The following is a 17,432-nucleotide window of genomic DNA, read 5'->3' as shown; positions in this document are numbered from 1 at the left end:
AGGACCTGCCATGCTGTGGTCATTGTTTAAGATCCTCGTTTTTGTTGCGATTATCGGCCTGCTGGCGCTGGGCGGTCACTTCCTGATGCAAACCAGCGGTGGGGTGCAGATCACCGTCGCCGGCACGGAATTCACCCTTGGGCCGCTTCAGTCGGTGATTGCGTTGGGTGTTCTGGTGCTTGCGGTCTGGCTGTTCTTCAAACTGCTCAGCCTGTTGGTTGCGACGCTCAAATTCCTCAACGGCGACGAAACCGCTCTGTCGCGGTATTTCGATCGCAGTCGAGAACAGCGCGGCTATCAGGCGCTGGCCGATGGGTTGATGGCGTTGGCCTCGGGCGAAGGGCGCATAGCCATGACCAAGGCCAGCAAGGCCGAAAAGCTGTTGAACAAGCCGGAATTGACGGATCTTCTGGTGGCCCAGGCTGCCGAGATGACGGGTGACACCAAGAAAGCTTCGGACACTTACAAGAAACTGGTGACAAACAGTGCGACCCGGTTTGTCGGTGTGCGCGGTATCATGAAACAGAAGCTGGCCGAAGGGGATGATGAAACCGCCCGCAAGCTGGCCGAAAAGGCACTGGCCATAAAACCCCGCCACGAAGAGACACAGGATGTTCTGCTGAATTTACAGACCAAGGCGCAGGATTGGGCCGGTGCCCGGTCGACGCTGACGTCCAAGTTGAAAGCCGGGTATCTGCCGCGCGACGTATTCAAACGCCGCGATGCGGTTCTGGCGCTGTCTGAAGCCAAAGGAATCCTGGATGAAGGCGCAACTGTCGAGCAACAGGAGCGCGCGATCGAAGCCAATCGCCTGTCGCCCGATCTGGTGCCTGCCGCCGCAATGGCGGCCCGCGCGTACATCGCCAAGGGGAAGTCCCGGGCAGCGACCAAGATCCTGAAAAAAGCGTGGGAGGTTCGTCCGCATCCGGATCTGGCCCATGCCTTTGCCGAGATCGAGCCGGATGAAACCCCGGAACAAAGGGTCAGGCGTTTCACGGCACTGACGCGCATTCATCCTGAAAACATGGAAACCCGTTTGATCCTAGCCGAGCTGAACATTGTGGCCGAAGACTTTCCCGAAGCCCGCCGTGCCTTGGGTGATGTTGTCGAAAAACGAGGTGATGCGCGGGCCTATACATTGATGGCTGCCGTTGAGCGCGGCGAGGGTGCCACGGACGCTGTTGTGCAAGGTTGGCTTGCCAAGGCACTGAACGCGCCGCGCGGCCCGCAATGGGTGTGCGACAACTGTCATGACATTCAACCCGAATGGGGACCTGTCTGTCAGAACTGCCACAGCTTCGATACGCTCAGCTGGCAGACGCCACAGACTCCAGAGATTGCAACTGCAACCGGGGTTCACATGTTGCCTTTGATCGTCGGTGCACTTGAGAGCCAGACTGAAGAACCCGAAACAGTCGAGACTGCGGAAGACGACGATGTGGTTGAAGTCACAGTTGATGCCGTAGAGGTCGCGGACGATGCAGAGGCTCAGAAACAGGTCTGAGCCCTGCTGTTGTTAACTGTGAATTGTCGCAATCAATTCGGTTTGCTAACGTCATCCTCGCGTCGGGGAGGGCGTTCAAATCCAAATGCTGGACTACTCTCACAACACTTGGTTGGTGGTGGCTTCGCTTGCCGTGGCGCTCATGGCCGGGTTCACGGGTCTGTACCTGACGCATGGCGCGTCCAGGCTGGATAGCCAGCGGCGCAAGTTCGTGGTGGCATTGGCCGCTGTCATTCTGGGCGGCGGCATCTGGTCGATGCATTTCGTGGCGATGCTGGGGCTGCAACTGCCAATCCTGTTCTACTATGATGCCCTGATCACCCTGATGTCGGCACTGGTCGCGATCCTGATGGTAGGGCTGGCGTTGCTGCTGCTGCATTTCCGGCCTCGTTCGGTTCAGACGATGATCGGATCTGGTGTGATTGTCGGACTGGGCATCGTCGCGATGCACTATGTCGGGATGGCTGGTATGCAGCTTTGCCGCCCCGTCTATGACATTTTCGATGTTGTTCTGTCAGCGCTGGCATCAGTGATCTTGTCTGTCGCCGCTTTTTGGGTGGCTTATGGCAACCGGACTCAACGAAACATCCTGCTCGGCACGGTTTGTTTCGGGCTGGCGGTGTTCACCATGCATTTTGTTGCCACGGGCCTTACGGATTTCGTCGCGAGCGACAGCCTGGGTGGTGCGGGTCCTGCGCTGGATAATCAGGTTTTGGCGATGGGGGTGACGGTATCCGTCTTTCTGATCTGTGGTGCTTTCCTGTTGACCGGTATCACGTTCATAGAGCCAAAGCCCGTGACTGCACCTGCCTCGGGACCTGTGTTGGAACCCGCCCCAATGCGCGCTGGTGTTCCGTATGAGCGTGAAGGCCAGACCTTATTTGCTCATCCCGCCCGGATCGCCGCAATTCGGGCCGAAGGGCATTACACGGTACTCTATATGGACGCAGAGAAACTTTTCTGCCCCTGGTCGATCACCGATGCGGAAACGCGGCTTTTGCCCGAAGGGTTCCTACGGGCGCATCGCAGTTATCTGGTGAACCCGAAACACGTCTCGCGCTTTGAACGTCACAAGGACAACGGCACCTGTTATTTCGATGGTGTTGACGCGCTGAGCAAGGTGCCGGTCAGCCGGTCCCGCCTGACTGATATTCGCGAAGCACTGGGGGTGTAGGCGCAACTCGTGCAGTTCTTTCGCATTTCGTGAAACAAGTCGCGCGCTCCGTTTTCCTTAACTGGATCAGTTAAATCCGCGGTTCTTTCCTTACCTCAGGTCCGCCAAGGCATATTGCCCGGACCCAGGGAGGAAAAACATGATACCAGCCGGCTTTGAGTATCACCGGCCAGGCGACATTGCCTCGGCCATCGGCATTCTACAGGAATACGGGGACGAGGCGCGCGTGATCGCGGGCGGGCACAGCCTGATCCCGATGATGAAGCTTCGGATGGCCGAGATGGGTCATCTGGTCGATCTTCAGGCCATTGAAGAGCTTAAGGGAATAGAGGTCGGGCCAGACACCGTTACTTTGGGTGCGATGGTCACGCAGCACGAGCTGATCACCCACAGCGGTCTGGCCGAAGCCATTCCGTTGATCCGCGAGGCGGCGCTTCAGATTGCGGATCCGCAAGTGCGGTACATGGGCACTGTCGGTGGCAATGTAGCCAATGGTGACCCGGGCAATGACATGCCGGGTCTGATGCAATGCTTGAACGCCTCGTTTGAATTGTCCGGCCCGGACGGGAACCGGACAGTTGCCGCGCGTGATTTTTATGAGGCCGCGTATTTCACCGCCCGCGAAGACGAAGAAATCCTGATCCGGATTTCGATCCCTGTGCCGGGTGCAGGCGTGGGGCAGGCCTATCAAAAGCAAAAGCGCAAGATAGGGGATTATGCGACCGCCGCCGCGGCTGTGATGGTTGGCAACGGTCAGGCCTCGGTTGCGATGACCAATCTGGCCGACACGCCCATCTGGTCGGATGAGGCCAGCACCGCGCTGGCCGGGGGTGATGTCGAAGGGTGCGTTGCCGCAATGCTAGACGCAATCGATCCGGTCGCTGATAACCGCGGCCCCGTCGAATTCAAGAAACACGTGGCAGCCGTGGTGCTGCGCCGCGCCATCGACCGTGCGCAAAGCCGCGCGGGCTGAGGGGGAGGGAACCAATGTCGAAAATGCATGTCAAACTGACCGTAAACGGCAAGCAGGTTGACGGTCTGGCCGAGCCGCGCACGCTGCTGATCCACTTCCTGCGGGAAGATCTGAAAATCACCGGCCCGCATATCGGGTGTGAAACCAGCCATTGCGGTGCCTGCACGGTGGATATCGACGGCAAGTCGGTCAAATCCTGCACCGCCTTTGTAGCGCAGGTAAACGGTGCTGAGATCACAACCGTTGAGGGGCTGACCAATGATGATGGCAGCCTTGGAGTGTTGCAGGAAATGTTCCGCGAACATCACGGGCTGCAATGTGGGTTCTGCACGCCGGGCATGATCACCCGGGCGCATCGTCTGCTGCAGGAAAACCCGAACCCGACCGAGGAGGAAATCCGTTTCGGCATGGCCGGAAACCTGTGCCGCTGCACGGGATACCAGAATATCGTCAAAGCGATCTCGGCCTCGGCTGATTTGCTCAATGCACAGAAGGAGGCCGCGGAATGACCGACCAGACCCTGACCCCCGAAGAACGCGCTGCCAACCTTAAAGGTATGGGCTGCGCCCGAAAACGCGTCGAGGACGTGCGTTTCACTCAAGGCAAGGGTAATTACGTTGATGACATCAAGCTGGACGGGATGCTGTTTGGCGATTTTGTGCGCTCCCCCTACGCACATGCCCGCGTCGTCAGCGTGAACAAAGAGGCGGCCTTGGCACTGCCCGGCGTGATCGCCGTTTTGACCGCCGAAGACCTGTCGCCTTTGGGATTGCACTGGATGCCGACACTGGCCGGTGACAAGCAGATGGTTCTGGCCGATGGCAAGGTGTTGTTTCAGGGCCAGGAAGTTGCCTATGTCGTGGCCGAAGACCGCTATGTCGCGGCAGATGCCGTTGAACTGGTCGAGGTCGAATACGAAGAGCTTCCTGTCATCACGGACCCGTTCGAATCGTTGAAGTCGGACGTGGTGCTCCGCGAAGACCTGGAAGGTCAGACCGAAGGCGCACATGGTCCGCGCAAACATCACAACCACATCTTTACGTGGGAACAGGGCGACAAGGACGCGACCGAATCTGTGCTGGCCGAGGCGGACGTGGTCGCCGAAGAGATGATCTATTACCACCGCACCCACCCGTGCCCGCTTGAGACCTGCGGTTGCGTGGCATCGATGGACAAGGTGACCGGCAAACTGACGCTCTACGGAACTTTCCAGGCCCCTCATGCAATCCGGACAGTTGTGTCTCTGATTTCGGGGCTGGCCGAGCACAATATCCGCGTGATCAGCCCCGATATCGGTGGTGGGTTTGGCAACAAGGTGGGGGCCTACGCAGGCTATGTGTGTTCGGTGGTGGCCTCGATCGTCACCGGCAAGCCGGTGAAATGGGTCGAGGACCGGATGGAAAACCTGATGTCCACTGCCTTTGCCCGCGACTACTGGATGCAGGGGAAGATTGCCGCCACCAAGGATGGAAAGATCACTGGATTGTGGTGTCACACCACGGCGGATCATGGTGGTTTCGACGCTTGTGCCGACCCGACCAAATTCCCTGCCGGGTTCATGAATATCTGCACCGGGTCTTATGACATCCCGACTGCCTATCTGGCGGTGGATGGTGTCTATACCAACAAGGCGCCGGGCGGTGTGGCCTATCGCTGTTCCTTCCGCGTAACCGAAGCTGCCTATTTCATCGAACGCATGATCGAGGTTTTGGCCATCAAGCTGAACATGGACGCGGCCGAGCTGCGCCGGATCAACTTTATCCGCAAAGATCAGTTCCCGTATCAGTCGGCGCTGGGCTGGGAATATGACTCGGGCGATTATCACACCGCTTGGGACAAGGCGCTGAAGGCCGTGAACTATGAGGGTCTGCGGGCGGAACAGGCGCAGCGGATCGCGGATTTCAAGGCTGGAAAAACGCGCAAGCTGTTGGGCATTGGCCTGACGCATTTCACGGAAATCGTCGGGGCCGGGCCAGTGAAGAACTGCGATATCCTTGGACTGGGGATGTTCGACAGCTGCGAGATTCGCATTCATCCGACCGGATCAGCGATTGCGCGGCTGGGGACGATCAGTCAAGGGCAGGGCCACGCCACAACCTTTGCCCAGATCATCGCCAGTGAAATCGGCCTGCCCGCCGATGACATCACGCTGGAAGAGGGTGACACGGATACCGCACCTTACGGGCTTGGGACTTATGGGTCCCGGTCTACTCCGGTCGCTGGTGCGGCCACGGCGATGGCGGCCCGCAAAATTCGGGCAAAAGCCCAGATGATCGCGGCCTATCTGCTGGAGGTGCACGACAACGATGTCGAATGGGACGTGGATCGCTTTGCTGTCAAAGGCGCACCTGAGCGGTTCAAGACCATGAAGGAAATCGCATTCGCCGCCTATAATCAGGCTATTCCGGGGCTGGAACCGGGTCTGGAGGCCGTCAGCTATTACGACCCGCCGAATATGACCTATCCGTTCGGAGCCTATATTTGTGTCATGGAGATTGACGTGGATACCGGTGAATGGGAGGTCCGGCAGTTCTATGCTCTGGATGACTGCGGCACCCGGATCAACCCGATGATCATCGAGGGTCAGGTCCATGGCGGTGTGACCGAGGCACTGGCTATCGCGATGGGGCAAGAGATTGCCTATGATGATATGGGCAATGTGAAGACCGGTACGCTGATGGACTTCTTCCTGCCAACCGCGTGGGAGACGCCGAACTATACCACTGACCATACGGTGACCCCGTCCCCGCACCATCCGATTGGTGCAAAGGGTGTGGGGGAAAGCCCGAATGTCGGCGGTGTGCCTGCGTTCTCGAACGCAGTGCATGACGCGTTCCGGCATTTTGGGTTGGTGCAGAGCCACATGCCGCACGACCACTGGCGGATCTGGAAGATTGCCAATGGTCTGGGGATGCATGGGTGAATGGGGTCGGACCGGCTGTTGCCGGTCCGACCGGACGGAGGGGGCTCTGCCCCCTCCGAACCTCCCCCGGGATATTTGGGGCCAGATGAAGATAGGATCCTGGTTTTGACCTTGAAAGACGTGCAGAAAGGGTTGGCCGCGCAGGGCTATGTTGCCGATGATCGGTTGGCCATGGCGCTGCATCTGGCGCAGCAACTTGGGCGCCCTTTGTTGCTGGAGGGGCCGGCGGGCGTAGGGAAAACCGATGTGGCCAAAGCGGTGGCAGCGTGGCGCGATACACGATTGATACGTCTGCAATGCTACGAAGGTCTGGACGCCAGTCATGCCATCTATGAATGGAATTATCAAAGACAGCTATTGGCGATAAGGGCGAGCGAAGCGCAAGGCGGCGTCGCAGAGGCGCAGCTGTTTTCGGATGAGTTTTTGCTGAAAAGACCTTTGTTAGAGGCGATCTCGGAAACGAAACCACCGGTTCTGTTGATTGATGAGATTGACCGGGCGGATGAGGAGTTCGAAGCCTACCTTCTGGAAATCCTGTCAGACTTTCAGATCACAATACCTGAGTTGGGAACTGTGCAGGCACGTGTGCGGCCTGTCGTCATTCTGACGGCCAACGGGACGCGGGATTTGTCGGATGCGCTGCGCAGAAGGTGTTTGTACAGCTTTCTTGACTATCCTTCGAGAGAGACCGAACAGGCAATCCTGCGGGCGCGACTGCCTGAAATCGAGGGGATTCTGGCGCGTCAGATCATCGGGGTTGTACAGGCGCTGCGTCAGGAAGATCTTGAGAAGAAACCGGGCATCGCCGAAATGCTGGATTGGGCGGCGGCCCTATCCGGGTTGGGTGTCAATGATCTGGCCAAATCCCGCGAAGACGTGCAGGCGACGCTGGTGTGTTTGCTGAAAACTGCCGCAGACTACAATGCGGCACCGCCCGAGGTGATGGATCGCCTGATCGGAAAGGTCGCGTGATGCAGGTTACGCGCTTTCCCGCCCGGGCTTTAGGCCTTGCCGACCGCATGTCGGGCTTCATAGCGCATCTGCGCTTGAATGGCATGAAAATGGGCGCGCTGGATGCGGGGCGCGCGCTTGCCGCCCTGTCCGAAGTGGATGCAACGGATGCCAATCAGGCCCGACAAGCCATGTGCGCGGTCTTGACCGGAGATGCGGAAGATTGGCGCCGGTTTGATGAACTGTTCGATGCTTATTGGTTCAACGCTGGTGCGCAGCGTTCGGGAACAGCGAAAAACAAGCATGCGCGGGTGCAGTCCGCCAAGCCAATGATCTGGCAGAGCAGCACTCAGGCTGAGGACAAACCACGATCCGGGTCGGAGCAAGTGACCACTACGCCTGACTGCGGTGAAAGAGAAGGTGAAGGAGTGGACGGTAAGTTGATCGCCACGCGAACGCCCAACCTGTCACGCCGGGATTTGCGAGAGTTGATGGATGAAGAGACCCTAAAACAGGCTGAAACAGCCGCGCTGGCCTTGGCGCGGGCATTTCGGGACAGGCGATCGCGCCGCCGGAAACAGGCGTTGCGCGGGGCTGCTCTGGACATGCGCCGAATACAGCGCGCCAGTCTGGCGCGAGGCGGTGAGCCGCTGGACCTGTATCGCCGAGCGCGGCCGCCGCGCCCGATGCGGATTGTTGCATTGTGCGACGTGAGTGGTTCGATGACCGTGTACTCACGTGTGTTTCTGGCTTTTCTGAAAGGATTGATCGGCAGCGGGATCGAGGCAGATGCGTATTTGTTTCACACGCGATTGATGCGGGTCACATATGCGTTGCGCGACCATGACACCCTCCGGGCTGCGGGTCGGTTGTCGCTGATGGCCGAAGGCTTTGGCGGCGGTACGGATATTTCCGGTAGTCTGGAGCGATTTCTGTCGGGATACGGTGCGCGGGCACTGAACGGGCGTACTGTCGTCCTGATCCTGTCGGACGGATATTGCAGTTCTGATCCGCAGGAACTGGGGGATGTGCTGGCCCGTATCAGGCGCAAGGCACGCCGGATCGTCTGGCTGAACCCTTTGAAGGGCTGGAAGGATTATCAGCCGATTGCGGCAGCGATGCAGGCAGCTGAACCCTATCTGGATGCGCATTTGCCGGCCAATACGCTGGATGCATTGGCGGCGCTTGAGCCGCAGTTCCAAAAGCTGTGAAAGGAGTCTGACATTGGCGAATTTCGACATTTTTGACACCATCGATCAGCTGCGCGGAACCGGAGAGGCCTTTTGCGTGGCGACAGTTTTGCGCACGGCGGATGCGACCTCGGCCAAAGCTGGGGGGAAGGCGGCGATTACCCAGGCGGGTGAAATCCTGGGGCATTTAGGCGGGGCTTGTGTGCAACGCGCGGTCCGGGCCGCAGCGCAACAGGCTTGGGCGTCCGGGGCGCCGCAGATTATCCGTGTCAAACCTTCGGAAAAGGTGGTGAAAATGACCGATCCCGATGGTGTGCAAACGTTCAAAAGTGGGTGCCCGTCCGGTGGCACTGTTGATCTTTTGGTCGAGCCCTATCAACACGCGCCCCGGCTGGTGATTTTCGGCGAGGGGTTGATTGCCAAAGCGCTGGCGGCACATGGATCGCTGGCCGGATTTCGCACGGCTGTCGAGGATGGGCTTGATATTGCTGGAAACCATGTGCGGTTCGCCTTGGCTCAGGTCGATGCGCTGGGCGTGGAGCCGCGGGACTATGTCGTGGTGGCTGCGCAGGGGCGCAGCGATGCGTCCGCTTTGAAGGCAGCCTTGGAAACCGATGCGGCACGCGTGTCGATGGTGGCCAGTCGCCGCAAGGCAGCTACACTGACTGCAAAGCTTATCGCCCAGGGATTGGACCCTTTGAAGGTCGCGCGCCTGAAATCCCCTGCTGGCTTGGACATACATGCCATAGACCCGCATGAGATCGCCCTGTCGATTTTGGCCGAAATCGTGATGTGGCGGAACGGTGAAAAGGCGGCAAAGGGGTCGCATGATGAAAAGCTTGCTTGAACACCTTTGCCACATGTGGCCTGCGTGGCTGGCTCAAAGGATAGAAACGGCTGCAACGCGCCTATTTCCAAGATCTTGTTGAACAAAGGAAAGACCTGAATGGAACTGACTGATGAAATCCGTATCGCATCGCCACGGGACGTCGTTTACCGTGCGCTCAACGATCCCGACATTTTGATGGAATGCATCCCGGGATGTGAGGAACTGACGCAGAAATCACCAAACGAGCTTGAGGCGAAAGTTGTTCTGAAAATAGGCCCGGTCAAAGCGCGCTTTGCAGGTGAGGTCACGTTGGACACAGCCAATGCACCAAATGGGTTCTCTCTGATGGGTGAAGGCAAGGGCGGGGCGGCTGGATTTGCCAAGGGCGGCGCAGACGTGTCGTTGACCGAAGAAGGAGACGAAACCGTACTGAAATACACGGCGAAAGTTGATGTTGGCGGCAAGATCGCGCAACTCGGCAGTCGGTTGATTGCAGGAACCGCCAAGAAGTTGTCGGCAAAGTTCTTTACGCGGTTCGGAGAGATTGTGTCAGAGCAGTCGGCGGCATGATCCGGGGCATCCATAGCAGAGAGGTTGTCAAAGAAGGAACCAGTGTCGACATGGCGGGAAAACCCGCTCTAAACAGAATGTGTGGCAATCGGCGGTGCCTGCAAATACTCAGTCAAGACAACGCTCTTCAGCGAGAGCTGCGAACACCCCTGTCAACGGGGGGTTGAAAATCGGGTTCTGCCCATAAAAAATTGGCTTTTCCCGAAATAACCGGTAGGTTTTCTGCAAAAGGTGGAAAACACCGGAGGCAGTAAGAGAGCAGATGTCACAGGCAAAAACTCGTGTTTTGCGGACCACGATACCTGCCGGTCTTGTCGGCAAACGGGACGGTCTTTTTTTCTTGTGGGGCGAGATTGAGCGTGCCCGTTTGAAAACTGAAGTCGGAGCCCGCCAGGATGCTGCAACGCCGGATGGGCCAAGTGCAAACATGGCTGGCGCAGCAAGGCGACTGGTACAGGTGCCGGTGGACGAGTTCATATTTTATTGATGGGCAACGTCTGGATGGGAATAGCGGGATCTATTCTTTTTCAAAGATCAGGATAACTTCGCCGAGGCGTACGCCAAAGCGTGAGACGTAAGCGCGGTTCAACAGACGGTCCTCGGTCAGCAGCCACATCCAGTCGTCAAAACTGACGCGCATCGTGCCATCTTTGACAGGCAGGTCAATTTTGTATTTCCAGTTGAAGGTGTCGCCCCTTTCGGTCCCGCTGGCGGTTCCCAGCACACCGGGTGCAGTACCAGCCCACGTGTCATCACCAGTCTTTGTCAATGTCCAGATGCGCTGTTCAGTTGCGCCGTCGTCGTAGATAAAATCCTCGACCAGTGTCAGGGTTTTCCCGTCCCATGTGCCGTCGATATCGACTTCAAACCTGCGTGGAACATTCCCCAACACATCCTGAAACTGCCCGTAAGCCACGGTCTTTCCGTCGAAGAATTCCTCGAGGTTCAGTTGCCGTTCAGACAGAAAGGTTGTCGGAACCTTCGGTTTGCCGGAGCAGGCAGCCAGAAGAGCAAGGCTTGCGACGGCAACACATGTAATCAGAGAGCGACCTGTGATCATTGCACCAGCTGCCTTTCTGAAGTGATGCTGTACTCATTTGCGCCACTTACGTGGATCGGATGTGATTTGGGGTTCGGGCGCATTGTTGCAACAAGTTCAGCGACCTTGATGCCGAACTTACGCATCTCGGAACGATTCATGATGACGCCATGTTCTGTCAGATACATCCAGTCTGTAACATCCAGCGTGTGCCCTCCTGCGTCTTTGGGCAGAATGATCCTGTAGTTCAGCTTGATCGTTGCGCCGGATATCGTGCCGTGACCTTCGCCAACGATATCCTCTGCCGTTGCCGTGAACGTATTTCTGGTGCCAAGCGTCAGATACCATTTACGGTTCATCTTTTTGCCATTTGAGTACGTGAAGAACTCGGAAAGTGTGCCGGTGTTCCCATTCCACTCACCGACCATGCGGGCCACAAAGCTGTTCGACATCCTGCCATTGGGGCCATAGATCAGACCCTCGGACAGGATTTCACCGTTCAGATGCCTTTTCAGCGAAAAGATGGGCCCGGTACCGGCATAGTCTGACGGGGTCTGCGCGCGAAAGCTCAGCAGTCGGGCGCGGACAAACATTGCAATCAGCAGAGCCAGCAGGATGATGGCGACAGCATTCATTTGCTTGTAACCTCGGTTGGCAGGGTCAGGACCATTCCAAAGGCCCCAAGTTTCAGGATGCAGGGTAGCACCGCGTAGGCGAGATTGAGTGAATCAAGCGCTTGGGCGGAATTGGTTTGACCGGGGGTGAAGCCACTGCGCTCCAGCAATGGCAGGGTAATAAAGGCTGCCAGAGCCAGGCCCAGCTTGCCAGCAAAGGACCAGATACCAAACGCTGTGGACGCGTTAAGACCGGCTCGGGTCAAAGTGACCGAAAACATGGCGGGCAGCACGACCATATCCGCGCCCAGAGCGGCACCCGAGGCGAGGCAAATCAACGCAAAACCGGTGAGGTTCCCAGCGCTCAGTGTGGCGGCACCGATAAACCCCGCGATGGAAAGCGGCATCGCAATCATCAGTGTCTGTTTCGAGCCAATTTTGTTGCTGAGCTTTGCCCAAAGCGGCACGCTTGCGCCCGCGCTGAGGAAAAACAGGATCAGCAACGGTCCGGCTTTGCCGGGCAGTTGCAAACGGTCCTCTACGAAAAAGAGAAACAGGGTCGATGTGATGGCCACAGGCAGGCTGTTGATCAAAGCCAGCACCAGAAGGCGCAAACCCCCGGCCTTGCCCAGGCTTGCGAAAGACAGACCGGATCCGGTGATTGGGGCCCGCCGCCAGATCGGAACGGTCAACAAAAGGGTTGCGACCGATAGCAGACCCAGAAACAGACCAAATGCGGGATAGCCTTGCGCGTGGGCTCCGGCGGCAACAAAAAGGGCAGGGGCACTTGCCGCGATGATAACGCCTGTCAGTTGTCCGCCTTCCCGATAAGCGGCGAGGGTCATCAACTCCTTCGCATCAGCGCGTTTTGCTAGCGTCGCACTACGCCCGTAGAGCAGGATAGTCCCCAGGCTAAAAGCCGAAAACAACAGTATCAGAAGAACAATCAATGTCAGTACATCTGCGCCTTGTTGCAGGCTGAACAGTGCCGGAAATCCAATGGCAAGGCCGAGAGCTGCCATGGACGCAAAGACAAGCTGGCCACTGGGCCATCTGTCAATCGCCCAACCGATCAGTGGGTCCTGTACCAGATCGACCAAACGGATCACCAGCAAGACGGTACCGATCACCCCCAGTCCAATGCCCAGATTCACCGCCGCAAAACGCGGCAGATGAATGTATAGCGGGATACCCGCCGCAGCGAGCATCAGCGCGTATAAGCTGACCCGAGGGTAAAGCATCACTTTCCCTGAAGCATTTGGGTGAAGGACGCTGACCGTGTGTTTTCGCCGAGGAAAACCGACATGAAACTGCGTTTGATGCCCGGATATGCCATTGTGCAGGTCTTTCGACCGTTCAGCCAGAAACTGACCTTGTCTGGCCCGTCGGACACCGCCAGATAGCTGTCACCCTTGGTGACACCCCTAAAACACACGTCCAGTTGGTCGCCGACCGGGGCAGGGTGGCCGACGCGTTTCATCTCGCCGAGCGTCGAGTTGACCAGCGCATTCTTCTTGATGCTTTTACGGTATGTCAGCTGAAGCCCGAAATCTTCACTCCAACTGAACGAAGCACCTTTGGGTGTGTAAAGCTTGGCGTCGTAAATCGGAAACCCGAGATAGCGGAAGGTTGCAGTTCCGCGAAGTTGTGCACCATCCAACTCTTCCGTCACAGGCGACGCGATCAACCCAGTGGGGGCCAGCAAGGAAAGGCTTAGAAGGCTCGCGCGCAACATCCCGCTATTCGGCGGCAACAGAGATGGCCGGATCTTGTCCAAGAATGGCATATTCAGCTCCGATTGTTTGCGGGGCACCATTTATCCGCTCAACAACATGCATCGCGCTGGCGATCCCGTCTTCGTGAAATCCGTGCCGGTTATACGCACCGGCGAACCAGGTTCGGTTCTGTCCTTGTATCTCGCGAATATGCCCCTGTGCTTTCAGGGCGGCTTTGTCGAATACCGGGTGGGCAAATTCGACCTGATCATAGATTTTATCCGCTGGGATCTCTGTCGAGGCGTTCAGCGTCACAAAAAGCGGGTCGTTGTCCGGTATGTTCTGTAGTCGATTCATCCAATATGTAACGCTTACGTCTCCGGCCTGTGATCGATAGGTCCAGCTGGACCAGCATGCACGCCGCTTTGGCATCTGGCCAGGATCACAATGCAGGGTGGCGGTGTTGGGTTGGTACCGAATTGCGCCCAGTGCAGCGGTTTCCGCCGGGGTGGCATTCCCGCCCAAAATGGCAAGCGATTGGTCAGAGTGGGTAGCCAGGATGATCTCATCAAACTGATCCACCGCACCCTGACTGCGGACCGTAACACCTGTCTCACTCCGGGAAATGTTCTGAACCGGACTGGCCAAACGGATTGCCGCCCCTCGTGCCCGTAGGGCGGCATCGATCCTGCGGACATATTCGATACTGCCACCTTTAACTGTGTACCACTGGTGTTGATTTGCGCGGCCACTGGCCAGAAGGGCGTGATTTCGAAAGAACTGCACCAATGAGCGTGCAGGGAACTGATCCACCAGTTCAACCGGAGTTGACCAGATCGCCCCACACATTGGCATCAGATAGTTGTGGCGGAACCAGTGTCCCAGACGAAGCTGATCCACCAACTCACCAATCGTGGTGTCGTCATCTCTTGCAGCCTCCGGAGCCTTTTTGCCAAAGCGCAGAATGTCGGCAATCATCTTGTAATAGGCAGGGCGCGCAAGATTGCGCCTCTGCGCTGTCAGGGTGCGCAGATTGTTCAAACCATATTCGATACGACCATTGTCGATTGTCGCGCCAAAACTCATTTCGCTTTCGATCACGGGAACATTGAGCTCATCAAAAAGTCGGGTCAGAAAAGGATAGGTTGCGTAGTTGAAGACGATGAAACCAGTATCCACCGGTTGATCGCCGTTCTTCCCGGCCATGACTGTGCGGGCATGGCCACCTAACCGCGGTTCCGCCTCATAGAGGGTCACGTCATTGTTTTCTGAAAGGTAGTAGGCGGCTGAAAGGCCTGAAATACCTGCACCAACAACTGCGATTTTCTTCCGTACGCCCTGGGTTTCGTCGAACATTCCAGCCTCGTTAAGTGGTTCTTAGAATGGAATACGCGGGGTAGGTGCAGCTGGATCAATCCGGTTGGAAGTTTTGTCAGAAGCGCGATCGCATTTGATCCAACTACGTCACGGGCCCGTAGAATATGAAACATGACTGAATCGGCCCGCGCATGAGCAGCTTTGACGGAAAAACCTATTGGATCATCGGCGCAAGCGAAGGTTTGGGTCGTGCTTTGGCTAAGGCGCTAAACGACAGGGGCGCGCATTTGATCTTGTCGGCACGTAGTTCTGAACGTTTGGCTGACATCTGCTCCGAGCTTCACAATGCCCGTGCGATCCGGTGCGATGTCACTGATTTAGACTCTGTTCGCCGGGCTGTGGCCGAAGCGGGTCTGGTCGATGGGCTGGTTTACAATGCCGGCGCGTATGACCCCGTGCGCTCGGTGGATTGGGATACAGAGGCGTCGCTCAGGATGGGTGATGTAAACTATCTGGGTGCTTTGCGTGTGTTGGGTGAAACCGTCCCGGACCTTGTTAAGGCAGGTCGGGGGGATATTACGCTGATCGGGTCGCTCGCGGGCTATCACGGGTTGCCAGCGGCCATCGGATATGGGGCCAGCAAGGCGGCATTGATTTCCCTGGCGGAAACGATGCGCCATGATCTGGCGGGCACCGGCGTGACCGTGCGGATCATTAATCCCGGCTTCATCAAGACCCGTCTGACTGAGAAAAACAGCTTCAGGATGCCCATGCTGATGAGCCCCGAGGATGCCGCGGGTCGTGTGGTCAAGGCGATGTCGCGGCGCCGTTTCCGTACGGATTTCCCTGCACCATTCTCGTGGTTTATCCGTCTGATTGACTATCTGCCGGATCTGTTGGTGTACCGAGGGAAATAGACCCTAACCAAATTGCCCGTGACAGAACCAGCCTGCAGACATGGTTCCGCCATGGCCATAAAACAGCCACAACCGCTCGCCCTGCTGTGTCACTACAACCCAGTAGTCCCGCACGCCGCTGCGCCAGTTCGGGTCATCCAGCCACCATTCCGGTGCGATCCGTTCCGGGCCGGTGGCCTGCGCCAGCTGCCAGTTACGCCCGCGCCAGCGAAAGGCGCTGGGCACGTCAGGGGTTTCCGGTGCCATCACCGGCTCTGGCGGCCACATCAGCAGGGGGCGGGGGCGTGGCGGCGCAGGCCAGTTGCGGGCAGGTTCCGACCATGCCGCCGCCAGCGTTTGCGCCGTTTTCTCAGGGATGTGCGAGGCCGCGGGATGGCGCCGGGTGATCGCCTCAAGCCCCACCCGCGCGCCCAGCTTGCCGATCAGGTCATCCACGGCGGTATTGCCCGCCAGCCGGTTGCGGGCCACACGGCGGGCTTCGGCATGGCCGGCCACGGTGCGCGCGTGGATGGGTTCTGTCTGAACCGCCTCAAGCCGCAGCATGTCGATGCCGTAGCCTGCGTCGATCTTGTCGATTTTCATCTCTAACAAAGGGCGAATGCGGTATTTATCGTAAGTTGGGCGGGCCAGACCGACCTCGATAATCTCAGCTGCCTGATCGGCGCGGTGCGCCTCCAGCCGCAGGGTGCGGGCACCGCGCCCCTTTTCTTCCAGCTTGGTGCAAAGCGTTGGCAGAACCCGATCAACCGCAGCCATGACATCCTCAACCAGACCAATCGGGTTGGGCAGGGTCATCCGCACCGCGAAGTGATGCGACGGACGGGCGGGCGAGACAGGCTCGGGCGCGCTGCCCATGGCCTGATCCAACCGCAGAACCAACCCGCGCCCAAACCTCCGCGCAAGGCTGGCGCGGGGTTGGCCCAGCAGATCGCCGATGCGGCGCAGGCCCAGACGGTTCAGCTGCACGACAACCTGATCTTCCAATCGCAGCGCGGCGATAGGCAGGGGGCTGAGTGCGCCATAAGATTGACCCGGCGGTGCGATCCGCGCGCCTCCGCCCAGGGCCCTCACTTGTGGCGCGGTGCCGCCCTTGGTCCAGTGCCGCCGTTTGCCCGCCCGGGCGCGGGTGGCACGGGCCTCCTGATTGATGGCGTCGCCATTGCGGTCGGATGTGGCTGCTTGCCCCGCATAGCGCGCCAAAGCCCAGGCTGCGCCCAGCGTGTCGGCGATGCCCATCTGTACGCTGAGGCCCATATCCGCGCAGTCGGTTTCAAGAATGTTCAGCAACGCCTCCTCTCCGCCAAACAGATGGGCGCAACCTGACAGATCGACGATCAGCCCGTCCGGGGCCTCTTCGGCCACCCATGGGCTGAACTTCCCCGCCCAGCGGCGCAGCGCGGCCAGGAACGCGGCTTCGGCCGGGGCGTTACGGTGGCGTGTGATCAGGTTGGCACACATGGCATGAGCATCCCGCACCGGCTGGCCTACACGCAGCCCGGCAGCCTGCGCATCGACATTCACTGAGGTAATAACCTGCATGTTCGACTGCTCGGCCACGATGGCCAAAGGCCCGGTATGCAGCCCCCGCGCAGCGCGGATCAGCCGTTCAGCCCCCAGACGGGGGAACCATAGCGAAAGTATTCGGCGTTTGGGCATTTGCAGGCATCACAATGTTCTTACTTTGTTCTTAAGTGAGAATCGATGCCTGAGTCGAGT

17 protein-coding genes are annotated in these 17,432 nt (G+C 58.3%); 11 read left to right on the top strand and 6 right to left on the bottom strand.

Annotation, left to right across the window (positions count from 1 at the left end; genetic code table 11):
* Positions 1-10 precede the first annotated feature (10 nt).
* The 10 genes from I9188_RS09420 (at position 11) to I9188_RS09375 (ending at position 10,601) form a co-directional block, all read left to right on the top strand.
* Positions 11-1,504 carry a heme biosynthesis HemY N-terminal domain-containing protein gene (locus I9188_RS09420; protein ID WP_209505221.1) on the top strand — a complete coding sequence of 498 codons (1,494 nt, stop codon included), beginning with the start codon at positions 11-13 and terminating at the stop codon, positions 1,502-1,504.
* Between the two features lie 85 nt (positions 1,505-1,589).
* Entirely contained in the window at positions 1,590-2,678 is a 1,089-nt protein-coding gene (locus tag I9188_RS09415; RefSeq protein WP_209505220.1) for an MHYT domain-containing protein, read from the top strand.
* A 139-nt stretch (positions 2,679-2,817) separates the two neighbouring features.
* Positions 2,818-3,651: a xanthine dehydrogenase family protein subunit M gene (locus tag I9188_RS09410; RefSeq protein WP_209505219.1), complete on the top strand. Its 834-nt coding sequence runs from the start codon at positions 2,818-2,820 to the stop codon at positions 3,649-3,651.
* Positions 3,652-3,665: 14 nt separating this feature from the next.
* Complete coding sequence (locus I9188_RS09405; RefSeq protein ID WP_209505218.1) at positions 3,666-4,160, top strand: (2Fe-2S)-binding protein; 495 nt, start codon at positions 3,666-3,668, stop codon at positions 4,158-4,160.
* Positions 4,157-6,574, top strand: coding sequence for an aerobic carbon-monoxide dehydrogenase large subunit (locus tag I9188_RS09400; RefSeq protein WP_209505217.1), 2,418 nt, complete (start codon positions 4,157-4,159; stop codon positions 6,572-6,574). Before I9188_RS09405 ends, I9188_RS09400 begins: the two co-directional genes overlap by 4 nt.
* Positions 6,575-6,679: 105 nt before the next feature.
* Complete coding sequence (locus I9188_RS09395) at positions 6,680-7,546, top strand: MoxR family ATPase (protein WP_245220514.1); 867 nt, start codon at positions 6,680-6,682, stop codon at positions 7,544-7,546.
* A complete protein-coding gene (locus tag I9188_RS09390; RefSeq protein WP_209505284.1) occupies positions 7,546-8,736 on the top strand; it encodes a VWA domain-containing protein in 1,191 nt (396 codons plus the stop codon). Before I9188_RS09395 ends, I9188_RS09390 begins: the two co-directional genes overlap by 1 nt.
* Positions 8,737-8,749: 13 nt before the next feature.
* Complete coding sequence (locus tag I9188_RS09385) at positions 8,750-9,562, top strand: XdhC family protein (protein ID WP_209505215.1); 813 nt, start codon at positions 8,750-8,752, stop codon at positions 9,560-9,562.
* Between the two features lie 99 nt (positions 9,563-9,661).
* Entirely contained in the window at positions 9,662-10,114 is a 453-nt protein-coding gene (locus tag I9188_RS09380; protein WP_209505214.1) for a carbon monoxide dehydrogenase subunit G, read from the top strand.
* Positions 10,115-10,376: 262 nt separating this feature from the next.
* Positions 10,377-10,601 carry a hypothetical protein gene (locus I9188_RS09375; protein ID WP_209505213.1) on the top strand — a complete coding sequence of 75 codons (225 nt, stop codon included), beginning with the start codon at positions 10,377-10,379 and terminating at the stop codon, positions 10,599-10,601.
* 30 nt (positions 10,602-10,631) lie between these two features.
* Here the strand turns inward: I9188_RS09375 and I9188_RS09370 are convergent, their stop codons facing one another.
* The 5 genes from I9188_RS09370 to I9188_RS09350 are packed head-to-tail and all read right to left on the bottom strand — an operon-like array spanning position 10,632 to position 14,838.
* Positions 10,632-11,174 (bottom strand): DUF3833 domain-containing protein, encoded by a 543-nt coding sequence (locus tag I9188_RS09370; protein WP_209505212.1) that lies wholly within the window; start codon positions 11,172-11,174, stop codon positions 10,632-10,634.
* A complete protein-coding gene (locus I9188_RS09365; protein WP_209505211.1) occupies positions 11,171-11,788 on the bottom strand; it encodes a DUF3833 domain-containing protein in 618 nt (205 codons plus the stop codon). The genes I9188_RS09370 and I9188_RS09365 overlap by 4 nt, the downstream gene beginning before the upstream one ends.
* On the bottom strand, positions 11,785-13,008 hold the full coding sequence (locus I9188_RS09360) for an MFS transporter (protein ID WP_209505210.1): 1,224 nt from the start codon (positions 13,006-13,008) through the stop codon (positions 11,785-11,787). Before I9188_RS09360 ends, I9188_RS09365 begins: the two co-directional genes overlap by 4 nt.
* On the bottom strand, positions 13,008-13,502 hold the full coding sequence (locus I9188_RS09355; RefSeq protein ID WP_245220513.1) for a hypothetical protein: 495 nt from the start codon (positions 13,500-13,502) through the stop codon (positions 13,008-13,010). Before I9188_RS09355 ends, I9188_RS09360 begins: the two co-directional genes overlap by 1 nt.
* 4 nt (positions 13,503-13,506) lie before the next feature.
* Positions 13,507-14,838 carry an FAD-dependent oxidoreductase gene (locus tag I9188_RS09350; protein ID WP_209505208.1) on the bottom strand — a complete coding sequence of 444 codons (1,332 nt, stop codon included), beginning with the start codon at positions 14,836-14,838 and terminating at the stop codon, positions 13,507-13,509.
* A gap of 152 nt (positions 14,839-14,990) precedes the next feature.
* Here I9188_RS09350 and I9188_RS09345 point away from each other — a divergent pair, with 152 nt between their 5' ends.
* A complete protein-coding gene (locus I9188_RS09345) occupies positions 14,991-15,716 on the top strand; it encodes an SDR family NAD(P)-dependent oxidoreductase (RefSeq protein WP_209505207.1) in 726 nt (241 codons plus the stop codon).
* A gap of 3 nt (positions 15,717-15,719) precedes the next feature.
* On the opposite strand, the gene I9188_RS09340 is transcribed toward I9188_RS09345, so the two are convergent.
* Positions 15,720-17,372: a DUF6504 family protein gene (locus I9188_RS09340; RefSeq protein WP_209505206.1), complete on the bottom strand. Its 1,653-nt coding sequence runs from the start codon at positions 17,370-17,372 to the stop codon at positions 15,720-15,722.
* Positions 17,373-17,432 lie beyond the last annotated feature (60 nt).

This window comes from Ruegeria sp. HKCCSA071, assembly GCF_017872555.1.
In the GTDB taxonomy this organism is placed as follows: Bacteria; Pseudomonadota; Alphaproteobacteria; order Rhodobacterales; family Rhodobacteraceae; genus Ruegeria.
This window is presented reverse-complemented; position numbering and strand designations above follow the sequence as displayed.